This window comes from Clostridium beijerinckii (assembly GCA_003129525.1).
GTDB classification, from domain to species: domain Bacteria; phylum Bacillota; class Clostridia; order Clostridiales; family Clostridiaceae; genus Clostridium; species Clostridium beijerinckii_D.
Genome location: CP029329.1, coordinates 1544779 through 1562881 on the forward strand (window position 1 = coordinate 1544779; position 18103 = coordinate 1562881).

The following is an 18103-nucleotide window of genomic DNA, read 5'->3' on the forward strand; positions in this document are numbered from 1 at the left end:
GAGAATCAATTTTTTTGATTCTCAGAGTCTTATTTTAATTATTCAATTTCCAGAAAAAATTGTACCATAATTTTTAATTGTAAACTGTTAATTGATTTAAATTTTTTCTATCTTTAACATATTAGTTCCACCAGTTTGTGTTGTTGGCATTCCAGCAGCAACTATTATGTCATCTCCAGGTTGTGTAAAGTTTAACTTAAATACAATATTCCTAGCTTCTGTTAATATTTCATCTGTTGTATTAAACATTTGACAAGTCATAGGGAATATTCCAAAGTTTAAGCTCAAAGTTTTCCTTACCTGTTCATAAGGTGTTATAGCTATGATTGGAGCTTTTGACCTGTATCTTGAAAGTAATTTTGCTGTAGCACCGCTCTTAGTTGCAGCAACGATTGCTTTTGCATGTAAAATGTTAGCAGTTCTACAAGCAGAATAACTTATTGCAGCTGCATAATCAGTAAGAGAAGGTTCTCTAAGTCTTGCCGTTAAATGATCATAATCTAAATATTCTTCAGCTTCTTGAGCTATTTTAGACATTGTCTTTGCAGCTTCTATAGGGAACAGACCAGAAGCACTTTCACCACTTAACATTATTGCATCAGTACCATCAAAAATTGCATTACAAATATCACTTGCTTCAGCTCTAGTTGGAATTGAATTTCTGATCATTGAATCAAGCATTTGAGTTGCAGTTATAACAATCTTACCTGCTTCATTACATTTTCTGATTATCATTTTTTGATTTATAGGTACTCTTTGAATTGGAATTTCAACACCCATATCTCCTCTGGCAACCATTACAGCATCGGTTACTTCAATGATAGAATCTATATTATCTACGCCTTCTTGATTTTCTATTTTAGCTATTACTTTTATGTGTTCACCATGATTTTCTTTTAAAACTTTTTTTACATCTAGGATATCACTAGCTTTTCTTATGAAAGAAGCAGCTATGAAGTCAACACCCATTTTACAACCAAATTTAATATCTTCAATGTCTTTTTCAGTGATTGATGGTAGTTTTATAATTACATTAGGAACATTAACACCTTTATGGTTTTTAATTTCTCCACCAACTACAACTTTGGTATGTATTGTTTTGCCTTCAACCCCAGTAACTTTGAACTTTAAAAGACCATCATCAACAAGAATTTTCCCGCCGACTTGTATATCTTGATAAAGTACATCATATGAAATTGAACATCTTTTTTCATCTCCAAGAATTTCTTCTCCACAGATAAAATCAAAATTACTACCGTCAACAAGAGTTACCCCATCATTTACAAAGTTATGAGTTCTAATTTTAGGTCCTTTTATATCAAGAACAATAGCTGTTGCAGAATCCATTTCTTTGCTTAAGCGTTGAATTAATTGGATTTTCTCTTTGTGTGATTCATGTGTACCATGAGAAAAATTTAATCTTGCAGCACTCATACCGATTTCAATAAACTTTCTTAGAATTTCTTCATTATCACTTGCTGGACCAATAGTAAAAATCATTTTTGTTTTTTGCATTTAAACACCTCACATTAAAATTTTATCCATTATACTATAGTGTGTAAAATAATAAATCATAAAATAATAAAAAATACATAATAATAGGAGTATTTTATGATAAACTAAAAAAAGATATGTACAATGTTATTTTATCACATAATTCAAGAAAGGAAGAGTAAAGAATGAAATATTTAGAGAATATTACAGAGAAAAGAATTTTTTATCATTTTAATGAGATAAGTAAAATACCAAGAGGTTCTGGTAATGAAAGGCAAATAAGTGACTATTTAATTAAATTTGGAAGAGACTTGGGATTAGAATGTATTCAAGATGGAGCACTAAATGTAATAATTAAAAAACCAGCAACAAAAGGTTATGAAAAAGCACCAGTAGTTATAATTCAAGGGCATATGGATATGGTATGCGAAAAGAATGGAGATAAAATACATAACTTTATGGAAGATCCTATAAAATTAATTATTAATGATGATTATATATATGCAGATAATACTACTCTTGGAGGGGATGATGGTATTGCACTTGCTTACGCAATGGCTATATTAGAAGATAATACTATAGAACATCCAGCTCTTGAAATATTAATAACATCTGACGAAGAAGCTGGAATGAGTGGTGCCATGGCAATTCAACCTCAGTATATTAATGGGAAAATTGTATTAAATATAGATTCTGAAGAAGAAGGAAAGCTTTTAGTTAGTTGTGCAGGAGGAATTAGAACAAAATCTACTCTTAATATTGAATGGATAGATAAAAAAGAAAATACAAAAGAATATACTCTTGTAATTACAGGATTAAAGGGAGGACATTCAGGAACTGATATTCATTTTGGAAAAGGAAATTCGAATAAATTAATGGGAAGATTATTAAAAGAAATCACAAATGAAATTCAAATAAATTTAGTTTCATTAAATGGTGGTTCAAAAAATAATGCAATTCCAAGAGAAGCTACAGCTGTTGTGTCAATTAATTCAATAGATGAAGAAAAATTAATTGAGTTAAAAACAAAAGTCTGTGAGAATCTAAAAAAAGAATTTAGCAAAAAAGATTCAGAATTAAAAATAAGTTTACTAGAATGTAAAAGTAATATAGAAAAGGTATTTTCAGATGATACCACAACCAAAGTAATTAATTTATTATATATGTATCCAAACGGAGTAAACACAGTAAGCTCAGAAATAGAAGGATTAACAGAAAGCTCAACAAATCTTGGTGTGGTGACAACTAATGAAAATAGTGTAGAATATGATAGTGCAGTTAGAAGTTCTGTATTTTCATTAAGAGAAGAACTAGTTGAGAGAAATAAATCTATAACTGAAATTCTAGGTGGAACATTTATTACTAATGCAGGATATCCAGAATGGCCATATAAAACTGATTCGAAAATAAGAGATTTATGTAAAAATGTATATTCTAAAATGTATGGAGAAGAGCCGGAAGTTGTTGCAATTCATGCTGGAGTGGAATGTGGAATACTTAAGGAAAAACTAGGCGATTTAGATATGATTAGCTTTGGACCAGATATATTTGATATACATACCCCAAATGAACATATGAGTATATCATCTGCCTGCAGATGCTTTGATTACCTATTAGAAGTTCTTAAAGAAATAAGAGATTAATAAATCTATTCTATAGAAATAAAAAACAAACTAAATCTCAATGCAATTGCTAATAAAATTGGGATTTAGTTTGTTTTTTTTATATATGGAAAAGTCAGAAAATTATAAATTTACAGTATATTACTATTACTTGGAGAAATATTGAGGAAAATGAAGATAGTTTATTCTAAAATAAATATATATAAGTGTTAATAGTTTGACCTATATTCCAATTATGAATATACTAAGACCATGTGTAAAAATAAGAAGGGGCTATAAGCCAAGATGAAAATGTTTTCGGTATTAATATATAATCATGTAATGGAGAGGAATAAATATGAATAATAAAAAAAATATGATTACCAAATTTATAATTGCAACTTTTGTTTTTTCAGGAACATGTTTTCTTAATACTCAAAATACTAATGCTGATACTACACTAAAGGCTAATAAAGGAATTACACTTAAAACTAGTCAACTTAAAACAACTAAAGTAATTAAAGCACCTTCCAATACAGAAGAAACATCGAATAGTGGAAGCAAAGCTTCAAGAGGTACTATTAGCAAAGGAAATCAAGTTGTTAATTATGCATATAAATTTTTAGGAAAACCATATGTTTATGGAGCAACTGGACCAAATGCTTTTGATTGTTCAGGATTAACACAATATGTATACAATAAATTTGGTGTAGATATATCTCGTACTACATATACTCAAGTAGAAGAAGGAACTAAAGTAAAGAAAAGTGATTTAAGAGCGGGAGATTTAGTCTTCTTTAATACAGAAGGTTCAATAAGTCACGTTGGTATTTATATTGGAGATGGAGAGTTTATTCATGCACCAAGAACCGGGAAACCAGTAATGGTAAGTTCCTTATCAGATGGATACTACTCGACAAGATATGCGACTGCAAGGAGAATATTTGATTAAGAAATAACTATAACAATAATTTATATTATAGTATTTTCTAAAATAGTAACATTATCATTCAACAAATAGTTCAAGGCTCATATCTAGCATTATGAAAACGATTTTAAAAAAGTTTCAGAATCATACCTATATATTTAGTAGTTAAGTCTCTGTCAATATACTACAATCCATTAATGCGCTAGTATTAAACATTACAGCAGCACATGAAACAGTCATTATTTTACCAAGTAGTCTTTGTGTAGCTAAATTAATCATACTTAAAATACATAATTAGGTTATATCTAATTATGTATTTTTTATTTAACATAACTCATATATGTGTAACTTATGGAATAAATATAGTATATGAAAAGGGGGTATACTATGAGATACACAAGATATGAATATAAAAAATCAGGTAAGATAAAATTTTTATGTAGTATTACAATTATTGTTGGAATATCAATAGTATGTGGATTATATATTAGTAATTTTATTTTTAATGAAAAGCAGATTCAAGATAACAATAATGATAATTCAAGATATTCAATTGAAGGAAATAATGAAGCTGAGATTAAGAGCATTATATCATTACAATGTGGGTATTATTCTAAAGAAGAAAATGCAAAAGAATTATTAACTCTAATATCAAAATATTGCCAGCCTTTTATAATAGAGGATGATGGGAAATATAGAGTGTTGGCTGGAATATATAAAGAAGAAGATGGATTAAAAAAAATAGAAGAATTTAAAGCTAACAATATCGATGTTACAAAGGTTAATTTAATCATTTCAAGCAATAATATAGAAAGTAAAAAAGTAATAGAAGTTATAGATGGGTTTTTAACAATTACAAAAAAACTTGAAGAAGCGTCAGTTAAAAGTATAAAAACAGCAGAGTTCAAAGAATGGGCTGATAAAATTGTAAATGATGGTAGTAATGCTAAATCTAAAACAATAGAGGGTTTAAGTAGCTATGTAAAAAACTTGCCAGATGAAATAAATAAAGAAAATAATAATATAAATATACAAGATTTATATAAATTAATTAAATCACGCGAAATAAAATAGTAAACTGACGTATTATTTTTGCGAGTGGGCCTAAGACTATATTAAAAAATTAATAATTATTACAATAAAATTACATTTATATAAAAAAATCTATAAGTTAGTATAACAGACTTGTTTAAGAACATCTTAAATGATAAACTATAGGGTATAGAAATGGTTTGTGGGTATACCTGCCATTTCTATACTCTAAAAAATTAACATGTCTATAATATATATTATTTGTCAATAATATATATTAAATTCTTTATTTTAGGATGTGAATATATGAAAATCGTTTTAGCTTCTGCTTCAGAGAGAAGGCAAGAACTTTTAAATAGATTAATTGAAAAATTTGATATAATAGTCAGTGATTTTGATGAAAGTAAAGTTCTATTTGAAGGATCTATAGATAGATATGTTAAAAATGTAGCTTTAGGGAAGGCACTTGATGTTAAAAATAAACTAGATGAAGATGCAATAATAATATCGGCAGATACTATAGTTACGTTAGATGATAAGATACTTGGAAAACCGAAAGATGAAGAAGATGCTTTTAAGATTTTAAAATCACTTCAAGGTAAAAAACATTTGGTTTATTCAGGCATTGTTATTATTAATACAGCTAGAAATTTAATAAAACAAGAAAGCTTAGCTACTGAGGTCACTTTTTCTGAAATAAGCGATCATGAAATACTAGAATACATAAAAACTGGTGAGCCTCTAGATAAAGCTGGGGCTTATGGCATTCAAGGCATAGGTGGAATATTTGTTGAGGAAATAAAAGGATGTTATTATAATGTTGTTGGACTTCCATTAAACAAATTAAAATTTATGCTAAAAGAAGTACAATAATTTGAGGGGATTTAGGGGTATCATATATGTGGAGGTAGTATATTAATGGATAGTAGCCTTAAAATTAAGGATATACCACAAAATGAAAGACCTAAAGAAAAATTATTGACATACGGAGCTGATAGCTTAAGCAATTCAGAGTTATTAGCACTTATACTTAGAACTGGAACTCAGGGAGAAAATGTACTTCAACTTAGTAGTAGGCTTTTATCAGAATTAGAAGGATTAGATGGGATTTTAAGTGCAAGTTTTAATGAAATAACATCTATAAAAGGTATAAAAGAAGGAAAGGCTTCTCAAATTTTAGCATTATCTGAGCTTTTTAGGAGATTTAGAACATTAAAAGCAACGAAAAAATATGTTAAGATTAATTCACCTAAAGACTTGGCAGACCTTCTAATGGGAGAAATGAATGAGCTAACTCAAGAAGTTTTGAAGGTGGTATTATTAAGTACAAAAAATATGATTATTGGAACAAAAGATGTTTTCAAAGGTAGTTTAAATACATCTATAGTGCATCCAAGAGAAATATTTAAGCAAGCAATAAATAAAAATAGTGCATCTATAATTATATGTCATAATCATCCATCAGGTGATCCAACGCCTAGCAAGGAAGATATAAATATTACATTAAGAATTAAAGAATGCGGAGATATAATAGGAATTCAATTAGTAGATCATATTATAATAGGAAATAATAAATTTGTTAGCCTTAAAGAAAGAGGACTAATATAGAATCGGAAGGGGAAAAAATAAATGGGATTTTTTGGATCAGGAAAAGATATGGGGATAGATTTAGGAACTGCAAATACATTAGTATTTGTAAAAGGAAAAGGGATTGTTTTAAGAGAGCCATCTGTTGTTGCTGTAAATACAATGACTAAAAAAACATTAGCCGTTGGATCAGAAGCTAAACTTATGATAGGTAGAACTCCAGGAAATATAGTAGCTATAAGACCGCTTCGAGATGGTGTAATAGCAGATTTTGATATAGCTCAAACAATGATGAAAAGTTTAATAGAGAAGGTATCAACAAAGAATGCATTTAAGAACCCAAGAATAATAGTTTGTTATCCATCAGGTATTACTGAAGTTGAAAAGAGGGCTATTGAAGAGGCAACAAAGCTTTCAGGAGCTAGAGATGTTATTTTAATGGAAGAGCCAATGGCAGCAGCAATCGGCGCAGGGCTTCCAGTAAGTGAACCAACAGGAAGCATGATAGTTGATATTGGCGGTGGTACTACTGAAGTAGCTATTATTTCTTTAGGTGGGATAGTAACTAGTAAATCTCTTAGAAAAGCAGGAGATGAATTAGACCAATCAATAATATCTTATATTAAAAAAGAATTTAACTTAATGGTCGGAGAAAGAACTGCTGAACAAGTAAAAATGGAAATAGGTTCAGCTTATAAAGTTGGAGATGAAGAAATGGTTATGGAAATAAAGGGAAGAGATATGATTTCAGGCCTTCCAAAAACTGTTCAAATTTCAGAAACTCAAGTGAGAGAAGCATTAAAAGAACCAGTATATGCTATTATAGAGGCGATTAAAACTACATTAGAAAAAACACCACCTGAGCTTGCAGCAGATATTATAGAAAAGGGAATAATGCTTGCTGGCGGTGGAGCTTATCTAAGAGGCTTAGATGTATTGATAAATAAAGAAACAAATATGCCTGTACATATTGCAGAGGCACCTCTTGATTGCGTAGTACTTGGAGCAGGAAAGGCACTAGAAGATTTTGATAAAATTAGTAGAGATCAAAGAGGTTAGTATATGAAGCTTCTTAGGAATAAACTGGCAGTAACTATTATAGTACTGTCAGTTAGCTTTTTAGGATTAATAGTTTATACTGTTAAGAGAGAGAATAGAAGTATTATTGAAAATGGTGCCGGTAGTACTCTAAATCCTGTACAAAGTCTTATGTATAATGCAACTGATAAACTTAAGGAAACTTTAGACTTTTTCTTGAATTTTTCAGAAGTAAAAGCACAAAATAAAGAATTAATTAATAAAAATCAAGAGCTTGAAAACAAATTAAGTACTTATTCAGATTTGAAAGAAGAAAATGATAGATTAAGAGAAGTATTAAATTTTGTAGAAGAAAGAAATAACTATAACTATATATCATGCGATATTATAGGATATAGTGGAGGAAACTTTTTAGATGGATATATAGTTAATAAAGGTAAAAATGAGAATATTCAAAAAGGCATGATAGTTATAGCAGCTCAAGGATTGGTAGGACAAGTGACAAGTGTAGGGAATAACTGGAGCATAATTCAATCTTTGGCTAATGAAAATATAGCTGTAAGTGTTATGGTTGAAAGCACTAGAGATGCCACTGGATATTTAAAAGGATTTAAAGATAGTAAAAATAGAAATTTAGCAAAAGTGTACGATCTTCCAATGGATTCTGAAGTTAAAGAAGGTGATGTAATAATGACTTCTGGAGTAGGTATGATTTATCCAAAGGAAATTAGAATTGGAGAAGTAATTTCAGTTGAGGAAGATAAAGTAAAAGTAATGAAAAGTGCAGTTGTAAAACCATATGTAGATTTTAATAAATTAGAAGAATTATTTATTGTCTCTCCGAAGGATACGAGAGAAATTAAATATAATTAGGGGTTCGTAAATGGAAAAATTAATTATTATTCTAGTTTCAATAGGCTTAGCTATATTAGACAATTCATTGGTCCCATTTTTTTCTATAAAAGGGGCTTATCCTAGTCTGTTATTTACAGTTGCTATTGCTTATTCAATAATAAATGGCAAAGAAAAGGCTACATTTATAGGTGCTGTGAGCGGTGTGTTGCAAGATGTTTTCTTTTTTCATGGATTTGGAGTGAATTCTTTATTAAATTTATTATTATGTCTTTTAGCAAGCATTATTGGAGAAGGAATAGTAAAAAATAAGAGATTAATACCTGTAATTTCAATTTTTTTTATTACAATAATGAAGTATATAGGAGTAATTATAATATTTTATTTGTTAGATATTGATATACAATTTTCAAAAAGTATTATTATGGGAATATATAATGGAGTAGTAATGTTTTTTGTATATAAGTTAGTAATGAATGTTTATGATGATGAATATTCAAAACAAAGGTGGAGGTTTAAATGATACTAAATAAACCAACAAATAGAAAAAAAAAGAAAACTTCTAGGTATACTGTTTTGGGTATTATTATGGGAATTATATTTGGAATTATTATTTTAAGATTATTGTATATTCAAGTATTTAGTTATGAAGAATACAAGGAAAGAGCAAATGTTACATCGACAAGGTTTGTATCAGAGAAGGCTCCAAGAGGAAAGATATATGATCAAAAAGGTAATATTTTAGCAACTAATATACAAACATATACCATTACATATACTAAAACAGATGATTCAGATAAGCAATTTTATACGACAATGAAACAATTGTTCAAAATATTAGATGAAAATAAAGAAACTGTTCAAGATACATTGCCATTAAAAATAGATAGTGATAATGAGATATATTTTGAATATACTAGTAGCGGTAAAGAAGCGCAAAATTATGAGGAATTAAGATTTAAAAAAGATAGAGGTATAAGTGATACTTTAAAAAATATAATGTTTAAAGATGTTGAAGAACTATCTGATACGCAAAATTCAAAATTAGATGAAGCTCTTCTAAAGATGACACCAGAAGATTCATTTTATGCTTTAGTTAGATATTATAATTTAATTGAAATTATAGATTCTGATTATAAAAATAAAGATAAGAGTAAAATATATTCTAACATGTCAGATAAAGAGTTAACTTATATGATTTTAAATGAAGGCTATTCTTTAAATGATATTAGAAAATTTATGGTTATAAAAGATTCTATAAAGATGCAGAGTTTTAAAGGAGACAAGTCAGCAACAATTGCAGGAAATATAAAAAAGGATACAGCTTTTATAGTTTATCAAAAACTTAATGATTTGTCTGGAATAGATGTTAGCTTAGCACCAATAAGATATTATCCATTTAACAATTTAGCATCTTCAGTTTTAGGTTATGTATCTCCAATTAATGACACTCAAAAAGAAAAGTATGAACTTAAAGGGTACGATGTTTCATCTGACTTAATTGGTAAGTCTGGTATAGAATCAGCTTTCGAAGAACAACTAAAGGGCGTTAAGGGTGGAACTACTGTCAAGGTAAATTCACAAGGTAGAGTTACTCAAGAATTATTTAAACTTGAATCTTATCCTGGAAATGACGTTCATCTTACAATAGACAATGATATTCAATATGCCGCAGAGCAATCTTTAGTAGATACTATGAAAGTTTTACAAAATACATCAGATCAAGGATATACTTATAAAAATGCAACAAGAGGAGCAATAATTGCAGTTGAAGTTAAAACAGGAAGAATCTTATCACTAGTAAGTTATCCTGATTTTGATCCTAATTTATTTGCAGTTCCGGGACAATTGACATCAGAAGAGCGAACAAAATATTTCAATCCAGACTTGGATGCATTTGGGCAAGAGTTAATAAAAAGCATGGGTTTGAACAAGACTGTAGATGATTTATTTCCAATGAAGGATGAATATAGAACAGATCAATATGATTTATATCCAAGAGCATTTTATAATTATGCTACTATGTCATTGTTGCCACCAGGATCTACATTTAAGCCCCTTACATCAGTTGCGGGTATGGAGTCTGGTGTAATAAACGCTGACACAGTTATAAATGATATAGGTAAATTTACTGAACATCCAGAAACTTTTGGTAAAAGCTTTGCACCAGGAAGTGATATAGAAGGTGCAAATGGACCAACAAATTTAACAACAGCTATACAAAAATCAATCAACTATTATTTCTATGAAACTGCATATAGAATGTATATTCAAAAGCAAAATCAAGGAGAAAGTAAGATCGAGGCTTTAAATTCTATTGCAAAATATGCTTGGCAATTTGGATTAGGTGTTGATACAAACAGTAAAGAAAAAGCTACAACTGGAATAGAAATAGGAGAAAATTATGGTCAAACATATAACTTTAAATCATGGAAAGATACCTCTATTGCATATGCTAAATATAACTTAGTTGATGCTTTAGAAAATGGAGATTATAATGGAAAAACTTTCATTCCATTTGACATTCGTGTTTTAGAAGATGATAAGGAAGAGGTTAGTAATGCAAAACAATCCATAAAAGACAAAGTTGTAAATAGCTTAAATAAAGTTGGAACGGATGAACCACAAAGTAGTCATGATGATTTTGCAAAAGATATTAAGAAAGATATTCAAGATATAATTGATAATTCAGATATATATAAACAAAGGATACAAGATTATGAAGCATCAGGGAAAACGGTAAATCTAGATAATCAAGCTTCAATCATAGCAGAGGTTTTGGCTCAATTTACAATTAACGATAAACCTGGAGAAATAAGATCACCAGCTCAACTTGTTTATGCATCAATTGGTCAAGGTATGAATAACTATACTCCAATGCAGTTAGCATCATATATTTCAACTCTTGCCAATGGTGGAACAAGATATAAACTTCATTTAGTTGATAAAGTTACAGATAATGATGGTAATGTAATACAAGAATTCAAACCAGAAATATTAAATACAATATCTATTTCAAAAGCAACCCAAGAGGTAGTTAAGCAAGGGATGACAGCTGTTAATACTGAAGAAGGTGGTACAGCAGCAACTGCATTCTTAGGATTCCCAATAGAAACAGCTGGTAAAACTGGGACAGCTGACTTTGCAGCAGATCAGAGAGAAAAGGGGAGATCGCCCTATGCAACTTATGTAAGTTATGCTCCAGCAAATGATCCGCAAATAGCTGTAGTTGCAGTAGTTTTTGATGGAGGTCATGGAGGGTATATTGCACCAACAGTTAGATCAGTTTATGAAGCATACTTTAAGGATGAATTACTAAGATTGGATCCTAATTATGCATCTAAATCGGAGTCTTTCCAAAAGTATGTTACTAATAATCCATATAATAAAAATAGTAGTGTAATGCAAGTAAGTACAATAGATGAAAAAAAATAAAGGTAGATAACCAAGAATCAAATATGGAAAATTAAAAATAGTTTTTGTAATATCTTTATAGGCATTGGATTTTTGCCTATAAAGATATTTTTTTGCAAAACAATTAAAAATATAAGTTATAATATATATTATATGAAGGATAATATTAGGCGTAGGCCTTGGTGGAGGTAATAATGAAATATGATAATATAAAAAAAGGGAAATTTATATTAAGACCAAATAGATTTATTGCGCATATTGAAATTGATGGGAAAGTTGAAATTTGTCATGTTAAAAATACAGGAAGATGCAAAGAATTATTAATTCCAAATACAAGAGTCTTTGTTCAAGAGAATAATAATCCTAAAAGAAAAACTAAGTTTTCTCTTATAAGCGTTATAAAACAAGAAAAGCTTATTAATATAGATTCTCAGGTACCAAATAAAATTGTTCATGAATGGATATCAGACGGTAATCTTATTAAGGACATTACTTTAATAAAGCCAGAATCTAAATATAAGAGTTCTAGATTTGATTTTTATATTGAAACAGAAAAGAGAAAAGCGTTTATAGAAGTAAAGGGAGTAACGTTAGAGAATCAAGGAGTTGTAAAGTTTCCAGATGCACCTACGGAAAGAGGTGTTAAGCATGTGAAAGAACTTTGCGAGTGTGTAAAAGAAGGGTATGATGCATATATAATATTTGTAGTACAAATGAAAAATGTATTACATTTTGAACCTAATGTAGAAACACATAAAGAATTTGCGGACGCATTAAAAGAAGCAAAAAAACAAGGTGTAAATATACTTGCAGTAGACTGTGAAGTTAAAGAAGACAGCATCAAAATAATGGATTATGTTGAGGTGATAATATAAATGAAAAAAATCAGTTTACATATATTGTACAAAATTGAAAAAAATTGAGTATTATATATTTTTTAATAGAATTTTATTGAAATTTATTGAAAGATATATACAAAAAAAGTTATTATAATGATATAATCTTAAATAGGTTGACAATTTAAAATGAATTTATTGTTTTAATCCGCAAAATTCATTGGAGGGAATGAATGTATAATAATGATGGTATTTTAATAAAAGGGAATAAAGATGGAATAAATACAACTATTCATATGAATAAGTTTGCTTGTTTTGAAGATATGCTTAAAATGTTAATAAAAAAACTGTCTAAAGGAAAACATTTTTACAAAGGAACAACGCTAATTTTGAAAATAGATTTAAAATTAATTAATAAGAAAGAACTTGAAATTATTAGGCGCGAATTATTATCTGAAATAGAAATAAAGGATATCGTGTTAGAAGACATAGAAAAAGAAATTGAACAAGTACATGAAAAGGAGACTAGAATATTTGCTGGTGTATATGAAGGGAAAACTAAATTTATAAGAAAAACAATTAGAGGTGGACAATCTATAAGTTATCAAGGTAACATAGTTATAATTGGTGATATAAATAGTGGAGCAGAAATATATGCAGATGGAAATGTAATTGTTTTAGGAATCATAAAAGGTAAAGTAAGTGCAGGAGCGAATGGGAATACGAAAGCCGTAATTGCTGCATTTTTATTGCAACCAGAAATTCTAAAAATTGCAAGTGTTATAGCAATGTCTCCAGATGATATTGAAAAACCAAGATATCCGGAATTAGCAAGGATTAAGGATGGATCAATAATAGTTGAACCGTATTTGCCAAACAAATATATATATTAGAATGTCGGAGGGATTTGTAAATGGGAGTATCTATTGTAATAACTTCAGGTAAAGGTGGTGTTGGTAAAACAACCACTACAGCGAATATAGGAACTGCTTTAGCATCAATTGGAAAGAAAGTAGTTGTTATAGATGGTGATACAGGGCTTAGAAATTTAGATGTATTACTTGGATTAGAAAATAGAATAGTATATACAATAATAGATGTTATAGAAGGAAGATGCAGATTAAAACAAGGGCTTATAAAAGATAAAAGATTTCCTAATCTATGCTTATTACCTACTGCACAAACAAAGGATAAGGATGATATAAGTGCACAAGATATGCTTAAAATAGTAAATGAATTAAAAGAAGAATTTGATTATGTATTAATAGATTCACCAGCAGGTATTGAGCAAGGATTTGAAAATGCAGTTATAGGTGCAGAAAGAGCAATTATAGTTGTAAATCCTGAAATCACATCTGTTAGAGATGCAGACAGAGTCATTGGAAAACTTGATTCAAAGGGATTAGAGGATCATGCAGTAATTATAAACAGGCTAAATTATGAAATGACTAAAAATGGAGATATGCTTGATGTAAGTGATATTATAGAAACTCTTTCAATAGAATTATTAGGGGTCGTACCAGATGATAAGAATGTAACTATTTCAACTAACAAAGGAGAACCTATTGTATTAGATGAAAATGCATATGCTGGACAAGCATTTAAAAATATTGCAAGAAGAATTACAGGAGAAGAAGTTCCTCTTATGAATTTACAGATAGAAGATCATCAAGGATTCTTTGGCTCCTTAAAAAAGCTATTTAAGCGCAATTAAGGGAGGAGAGAAGAAATGGGGTTTTTTAAAAATTTAAGTAACAAACCAACGCCTAAAGAAGTTGCAAAAGATAGATTGAAATTGATTCTTATACATGACAGAGGCGAGATTGCTCCTGAGATTATAGAAAAAATAAGAGAAGAAATATTAGCAGTAATTTCTAAGTATATTGATATACAAGTAGATGATGTGGAAATATCGGTAAACAAAAGTGACGATGAAGAAGGAGAAAATACTTCTGCATTAATAGCTAGTATTCCTATCAAGGGAATAAGAGGAAGATAAAGCAAAAATTATTTAATATAAAATTACACCACATAAAAGAAATTAGTTAATGATAAAGTGAAATATAAGAGATATTCGTTTTAGAAAAATAGAAATATTAATTTTCTAAAAATGAGTATATCTTATATTTTTATTTTTAATATGAAATATATAGATACTAGCTATGAATTATTACAAAATTATTATGTTTCATATCATCAATGTAATTATTATGGAGAATGAAGAAATAATAATGTATAATTAAAGGTAATTAGATTATACAAAAACAAATTTAATTAATCAGATAATTATTAAATTATAAATGATTGAATCGTAAATTATAAAATTGGAATCAAGTGAAACTTGATTCAGGTGGGGTTTGATCCCCAGATAAAATCATTTTAATATTACTAAATTATTTATATTGTAAAATATTTAAGACAATATATATTTAACTAGGAGGTGAAGTATTGTTTAAGCAATTTAAACTTGATATGAGATTAGTTAAAGAAATTGATAAAACTCTATTAATTTCCTTAATTCTTTTAATTTTATATGGTACATTAAATATATATTTATGTACAAAAGGAACGTATGGATTATCCTTTGTCAAACAACAATTTTTTTGGTTTATATTATCTATGGTTGCACTATATATTATTATTGCAGTAGATTATTCAATAATATTTAACTATGTACCTATATTTTATTGGGGAGTAGTAATTCTTCTTATATTAACTAAAATACCGGGAATTGGAATTGTTGTCAATGGTGCTAGAGGATGGATTAATCTTGGAATAGGTCATATTCAACCAGCAGAGTTTGCTAAGCTTGGAATTATACTAATGCTTGCTAAAAAGCTAGATGATATGGAAGGTAAAATAAATGAAGTAAAGAACTTTTTTATATTAGTTTTCTATGCTGCAGTACCAGTTTTATTTATTGTTACACAACCTGATATGGGCATGAGTATGGTTTGTTTCTTTATAGTTCTTGGAATTTTCTATGCAATAGGATTAGATATGAAAATTATTGGTGGAGGATTAATGTCATTAGTTCTTGCAATAGTAATTGTTTGGAATTCAGGACTTATAGAATCATATCAAAAGGCAAGATTTACAGGATTTTTAAATCCTGAAGCGGATAATGCTAACACTTATCATTTATCTCAATCTTTAATTGGAATAGGTTCAGGAGGAATACTTGGAAGTAGGCCATCTTTAAGTAATGATGGAAGTTCGAGTTATTCAGCGCAAAATGTGCCAGAAGTAAGAACAGACTTCATTTTTGCGGCAATAGCAGATCAATGGGGCTTTTTGGGCGCTATTGGATTATTAGCTTTGTATGGATTTTTAATTTATAAAATGATTTCAATAGCACGAACTTCAAAAGATATATTTGGTTCAGTTATATGTGTTGGAATAGTTTCATATTTCTTGTTCGCTATATTTCAAAATATAGGAATGACAATAGGATTAATGCCAATTACGGGAATAACATTACCACTCATAAGTTATGGAGGAAGTTCGCTACTCACAACAGTAATTTCAGTAGGGTTAGTGATAAATGTGGGAATGAGAAGGAAAAAGATATATTTTTAAGGTATTAAGGACTTACTTACATAAAGGAAAATAAAAAATGAAATATATTCTAACTTGTTATTTTCTTTAAGGTGCCTTATAACTTAGTAAAAATAGGATTGACAATTTAAATGCAAGATTACAAAAACTTCAAAACATAAATTTTAGAGTTTTCTGCATAATTATCAATTCTATTTTTGTTTCTATTTTATTCTCATAATCTTCCTTGTTATTTAATATAATTTAATGATAATGAATTTAAAGGAGTATATTATGAGTATCTACAGAACAGCTTATGAAAATTATTATAAGAACATAAACAATACAGCGAAAGGAAAGAAAGATAATAATAAACATTTTAGTTTAGGTAAGAAAGCCGATGATTCTATTGGTTCAAAATATGGAATTAATTTAAAATATAATGAGAGAATTACAAATACTTTGATTAAAAGAATAATTAGAGAATTAACAGGAGCTATAATTTTATTATTATTTTTTCTTGGGTTAAAATATATTCCATTAAACCAAGTTAAAGAAATGCATGTTAAATATAAGCAAACATTAGAACAAAATTTTAATTATAATGAGTATATAGATGCATTTAATGCTAGTCAAATAGGAAACATAAAAGGAAAAGATTTAACTATAGGTAACTTTACTACAGAAGATTTAAAGATAGATAATTTGAAGATAAAAGCATTGAATTTTATGGAATACTTAAAGAATAGTAGTAATTCACAAAACTAGACATTAGACATGGTAAAGCAAAACTATAAACCAATATATATAGTGTAAATTAATAGATTATTAATTTACATTTTAATTCATACATTGCAAAGTTTCTTCATATAGTAATATTATAGGGGTTATAAATGAAAAAATGGTATATGGCATTGATTGTAGAATTATTAATATTAATGTGGCTTGGAAATTTTAAAAGCGATGTTATTGTTAGTTTTCTATGGGTAATACTACATGAATTTGCACATATAATAGTTGCAAATAAATTTAAGTGCAAATTTAATAATTTTAATATTAGCATATTAGGTGCTAAAGCTGAATTAAGTGATATTGATGAATTAACTGAAAGAAAGAAATTAATTTTATATCTAATTGGACCATTATTTAATATTTTTATGGCTGTGGTTACATGGCTTTTTTATGATTATTTTGGGTGGGAATTTATAAAAAGTAGTATAAGTATTAATTTATGCTTAGGTTTTTTTAATTTGTTACCTGCATATCCATTAGATGGGTCAAGAGTATGTGAAATATTATTATCAAAAAGGTTTCTATATAAAAAGTCAAAGAAGATTACAGAAGTTTTTAGTTTTATTATTTCCGGAGTACTATTTTTAGTATTTAGTACAATGTTATTATTACATAAGGTAAACATAAGTTTATTTCTTGCAGTCATATTAATCACATACACAACCATTTTGGAAAGAGAAAAAACCATGTATATAATAATGGGAGATATGATTAGGAAAGTAAGAAAGTTAAAAAAATATAAATACATAGAAAATAAATCTATTTCTGTGTATTATAAAAAAGGTTTAGTTAATGTATTAACCTTGGTTGATAAAAATAAATTTAATAGTTTTTATGCTCTTAATGATGATATGGAGTTAATTGGTATAATTCATGAGGATGAACTTTTAAAAGCATTGAAATATTACGGTAATATAACATTGGAGGAATATATGAAAATACGAGAAATAGACAAAAAATAACATAGAAGTAATAGGGATTTAACTTGCTTT

17 protein-coding genes are annotated in these 18103 nt (G+C 28.3%); 16 read left to right on the forward strand and 1 reads right to left on the reverse strand.

Features of this window, described 5'->3' with window-relative positions:
• Nucleotides 1-96: 96 nt before the first annotated feature.
• Entirely contained in the window at nucleotides 97-1515 is a 1419-nt protein-coding gene (gene pyk / locus DIC82_06800) for a pyruvate kinase (protein AWK50736.1), read from the reverse strand.
• 164 nt (nucleotides 1516-1679) lie between these two features.
• On the opposite strand from pyk, the gene DIC82_06805 reads away from it, so the two are divergent.
• The 16 genes from DIC82_06805 to DIC82_06880 all read left to right on the forward strand — a co-directional run bounded on the left by DIC82_06805 (nucleotide 1680) and on the right by DIC82_06880 (nucleotide 18073).
• The gene (locus DIC82_06805) at nucleotides 1680-3137 is read left to right on the forward strand and encodes an aminoacyl-histidine dipeptidase (GenBank protein AWK50737.1); all 1458 of its coding nucleotides are present in this window, start codon (nucleotides 1680-1682) and stop codon (nucleotides 3135-3137) included.
• Between the two features lie 316 nt (nucleotides 3138-3453).
• Nucleotides 3454-4047, forward strand: coding sequence for an NlpC/P60 family protein (locus tag DIC82_06810; GenBank protein ID AWK50738.1), 594 nt, complete (start codon nucleotides 3454-3456; stop codon nucleotides 4045-4047).
• A 363-nt stretch (nucleotides 4048-4410) separates the two neighbouring features.
• Entirely contained in the window at nucleotides 4411-5097 is a 687-nt protein-coding gene (locus DIC82_06815; GenBank protein AWK50739.1) for a sporulation-associated protein, read from the forward strand.
• Nucleotides 5098-5361: 264 nt separating this feature from the next.
• Nucleotides 5362-5928 carry a septum formation inhibitor Maf gene (locus DIC82_06820; protein ID AWK50740.1) on the forward strand — a complete coding sequence of 189 codons (567 nt, stop codon included), beginning with the start codon at nucleotides 5362-5364 and terminating at the stop codon, nucleotides 5926-5928.
• Nucleotides 5929-5973: 45 nt separating this feature from the next.
• Complete coding sequence (locus DIC82_06825; GenBank protein ID AWK50741.1) at nucleotides 5974-6663, forward strand: hypothetical protein; 690 nt, start codon at nucleotides 5974-5976, stop codon at nucleotides 6661-6663.
• A gap of 21 nt (nucleotides 6664-6684) precedes the next feature.
• Nucleotides 6685-7701 (forward strand): rod shape-determining protein, encoded by a 1017-nt coding sequence (locus DIC82_06830; protein ID AWK50742.1) that lies wholly within the window; start codon nucleotides 6685-6687, stop codon nucleotides 7699-7701.
• Nucleotides 7702-7704: 3 nt separating this feature from the next.
• Complete coding sequence (locus tag DIC82_06835) at nucleotides 7705-8553, forward strand: rod shape-determining protein MreC (protein ID AWK50743.1); 849 nt, start codon at nucleotides 7705-7707, stop codon at nucleotides 8551-8553.
• 10 nt (nucleotides 8554-8563) lie between these two features.
• Nucleotides 8564-9055, forward strand: coding sequence for a rod shape-determining protein MreD (gene mreD, locus DIC82_06840; protein ID AWK50744.1), 492 nt, complete (start codon nucleotides 8564-8566; stop codon nucleotides 9053-9055).
• Entirely contained in the window at nucleotides 9052-11967 is a 2916-nt protein-coding gene (locus tag DIC82_06845; GenBank protein AWK50745.1) for a penicillin-binding protein, read from the forward strand. Before mreD ends, DIC82_06845 begins: the two co-directional genes overlap by 4 nt.
• A 173-nt stretch (nucleotides 11968-12140) precedes the next feature.
• Complete coding sequence (locus tag DIC82_06850) at nucleotides 12141-12821, forward strand: DNA/RNA nuclease SfsA (GenBank protein ID AWK50746.1); 681 nt, start codon at nucleotides 12141-12143, stop codon at nucleotides 12819-12821.
• Nucleotides 12822-13015: 194 nt separating this feature from the next.
• Nucleotides 13016-13675, forward strand: a complete 660-nt coding sequence (locus tag DIC82_06855) for a septum site-determining protein MinC (GenBank protein AWK50747.1) — start codon at nucleotides 13016-13018, stop codon at nucleotides 13673-13675.
• 20 nt (nucleotides 13676-13695) lie between these two features.
• A complete protein-coding gene (minD, locus tag DIC82_06860; GenBank protein ID AWK50748.1) occupies nucleotides 13696-14496 on the forward strand; it encodes a septum site-determining protein MinD in 801 nt (266 codons plus the stop codon).
• 15 nt (nucleotides 14497-14511) lie between these two features.
• Complete coding sequence (locus DIC82_06865; protein ID AWK50749.1) at nucleotides 14512-14781, forward strand: cell division topological specificity factor MinE; 270 nt, start codon at nucleotides 14512-14514, stop codon at nucleotides 14779-14781.
• 449 nt (nucleotides 14782-15230) lie between these two features.
• Nucleotides 15231-16361, forward strand: coding sequence for a rod shape-determining protein RodA (locus DIC82_06870; GenBank protein ID AWK50750.1), 1131 nt, complete (start codon nucleotides 15231-15233; stop codon nucleotides 16359-16361).
• Between the two features lie 252 nt (nucleotides 16362-16613).
• Entirely contained in the window at nucleotides 16614-17087 is a 474-nt protein-coding gene (locus DIC82_06875) for a hypothetical protein (protein AWK50751.1), read from the forward strand.
• Between the two features lie 125 nt (nucleotides 17088-17212).
• Nucleotides 17213-18073 (forward strand): peptidase M50, encoded by an 861-nt coding sequence (locus tag DIC82_06880; GenBank protein ID AWK50752.1) that lies wholly within the window; start codon nucleotides 17213-17215, stop codon nucleotides 18071-18073.
• Nucleotides 18074-18103: the final 30 nt, after the last annotated feature.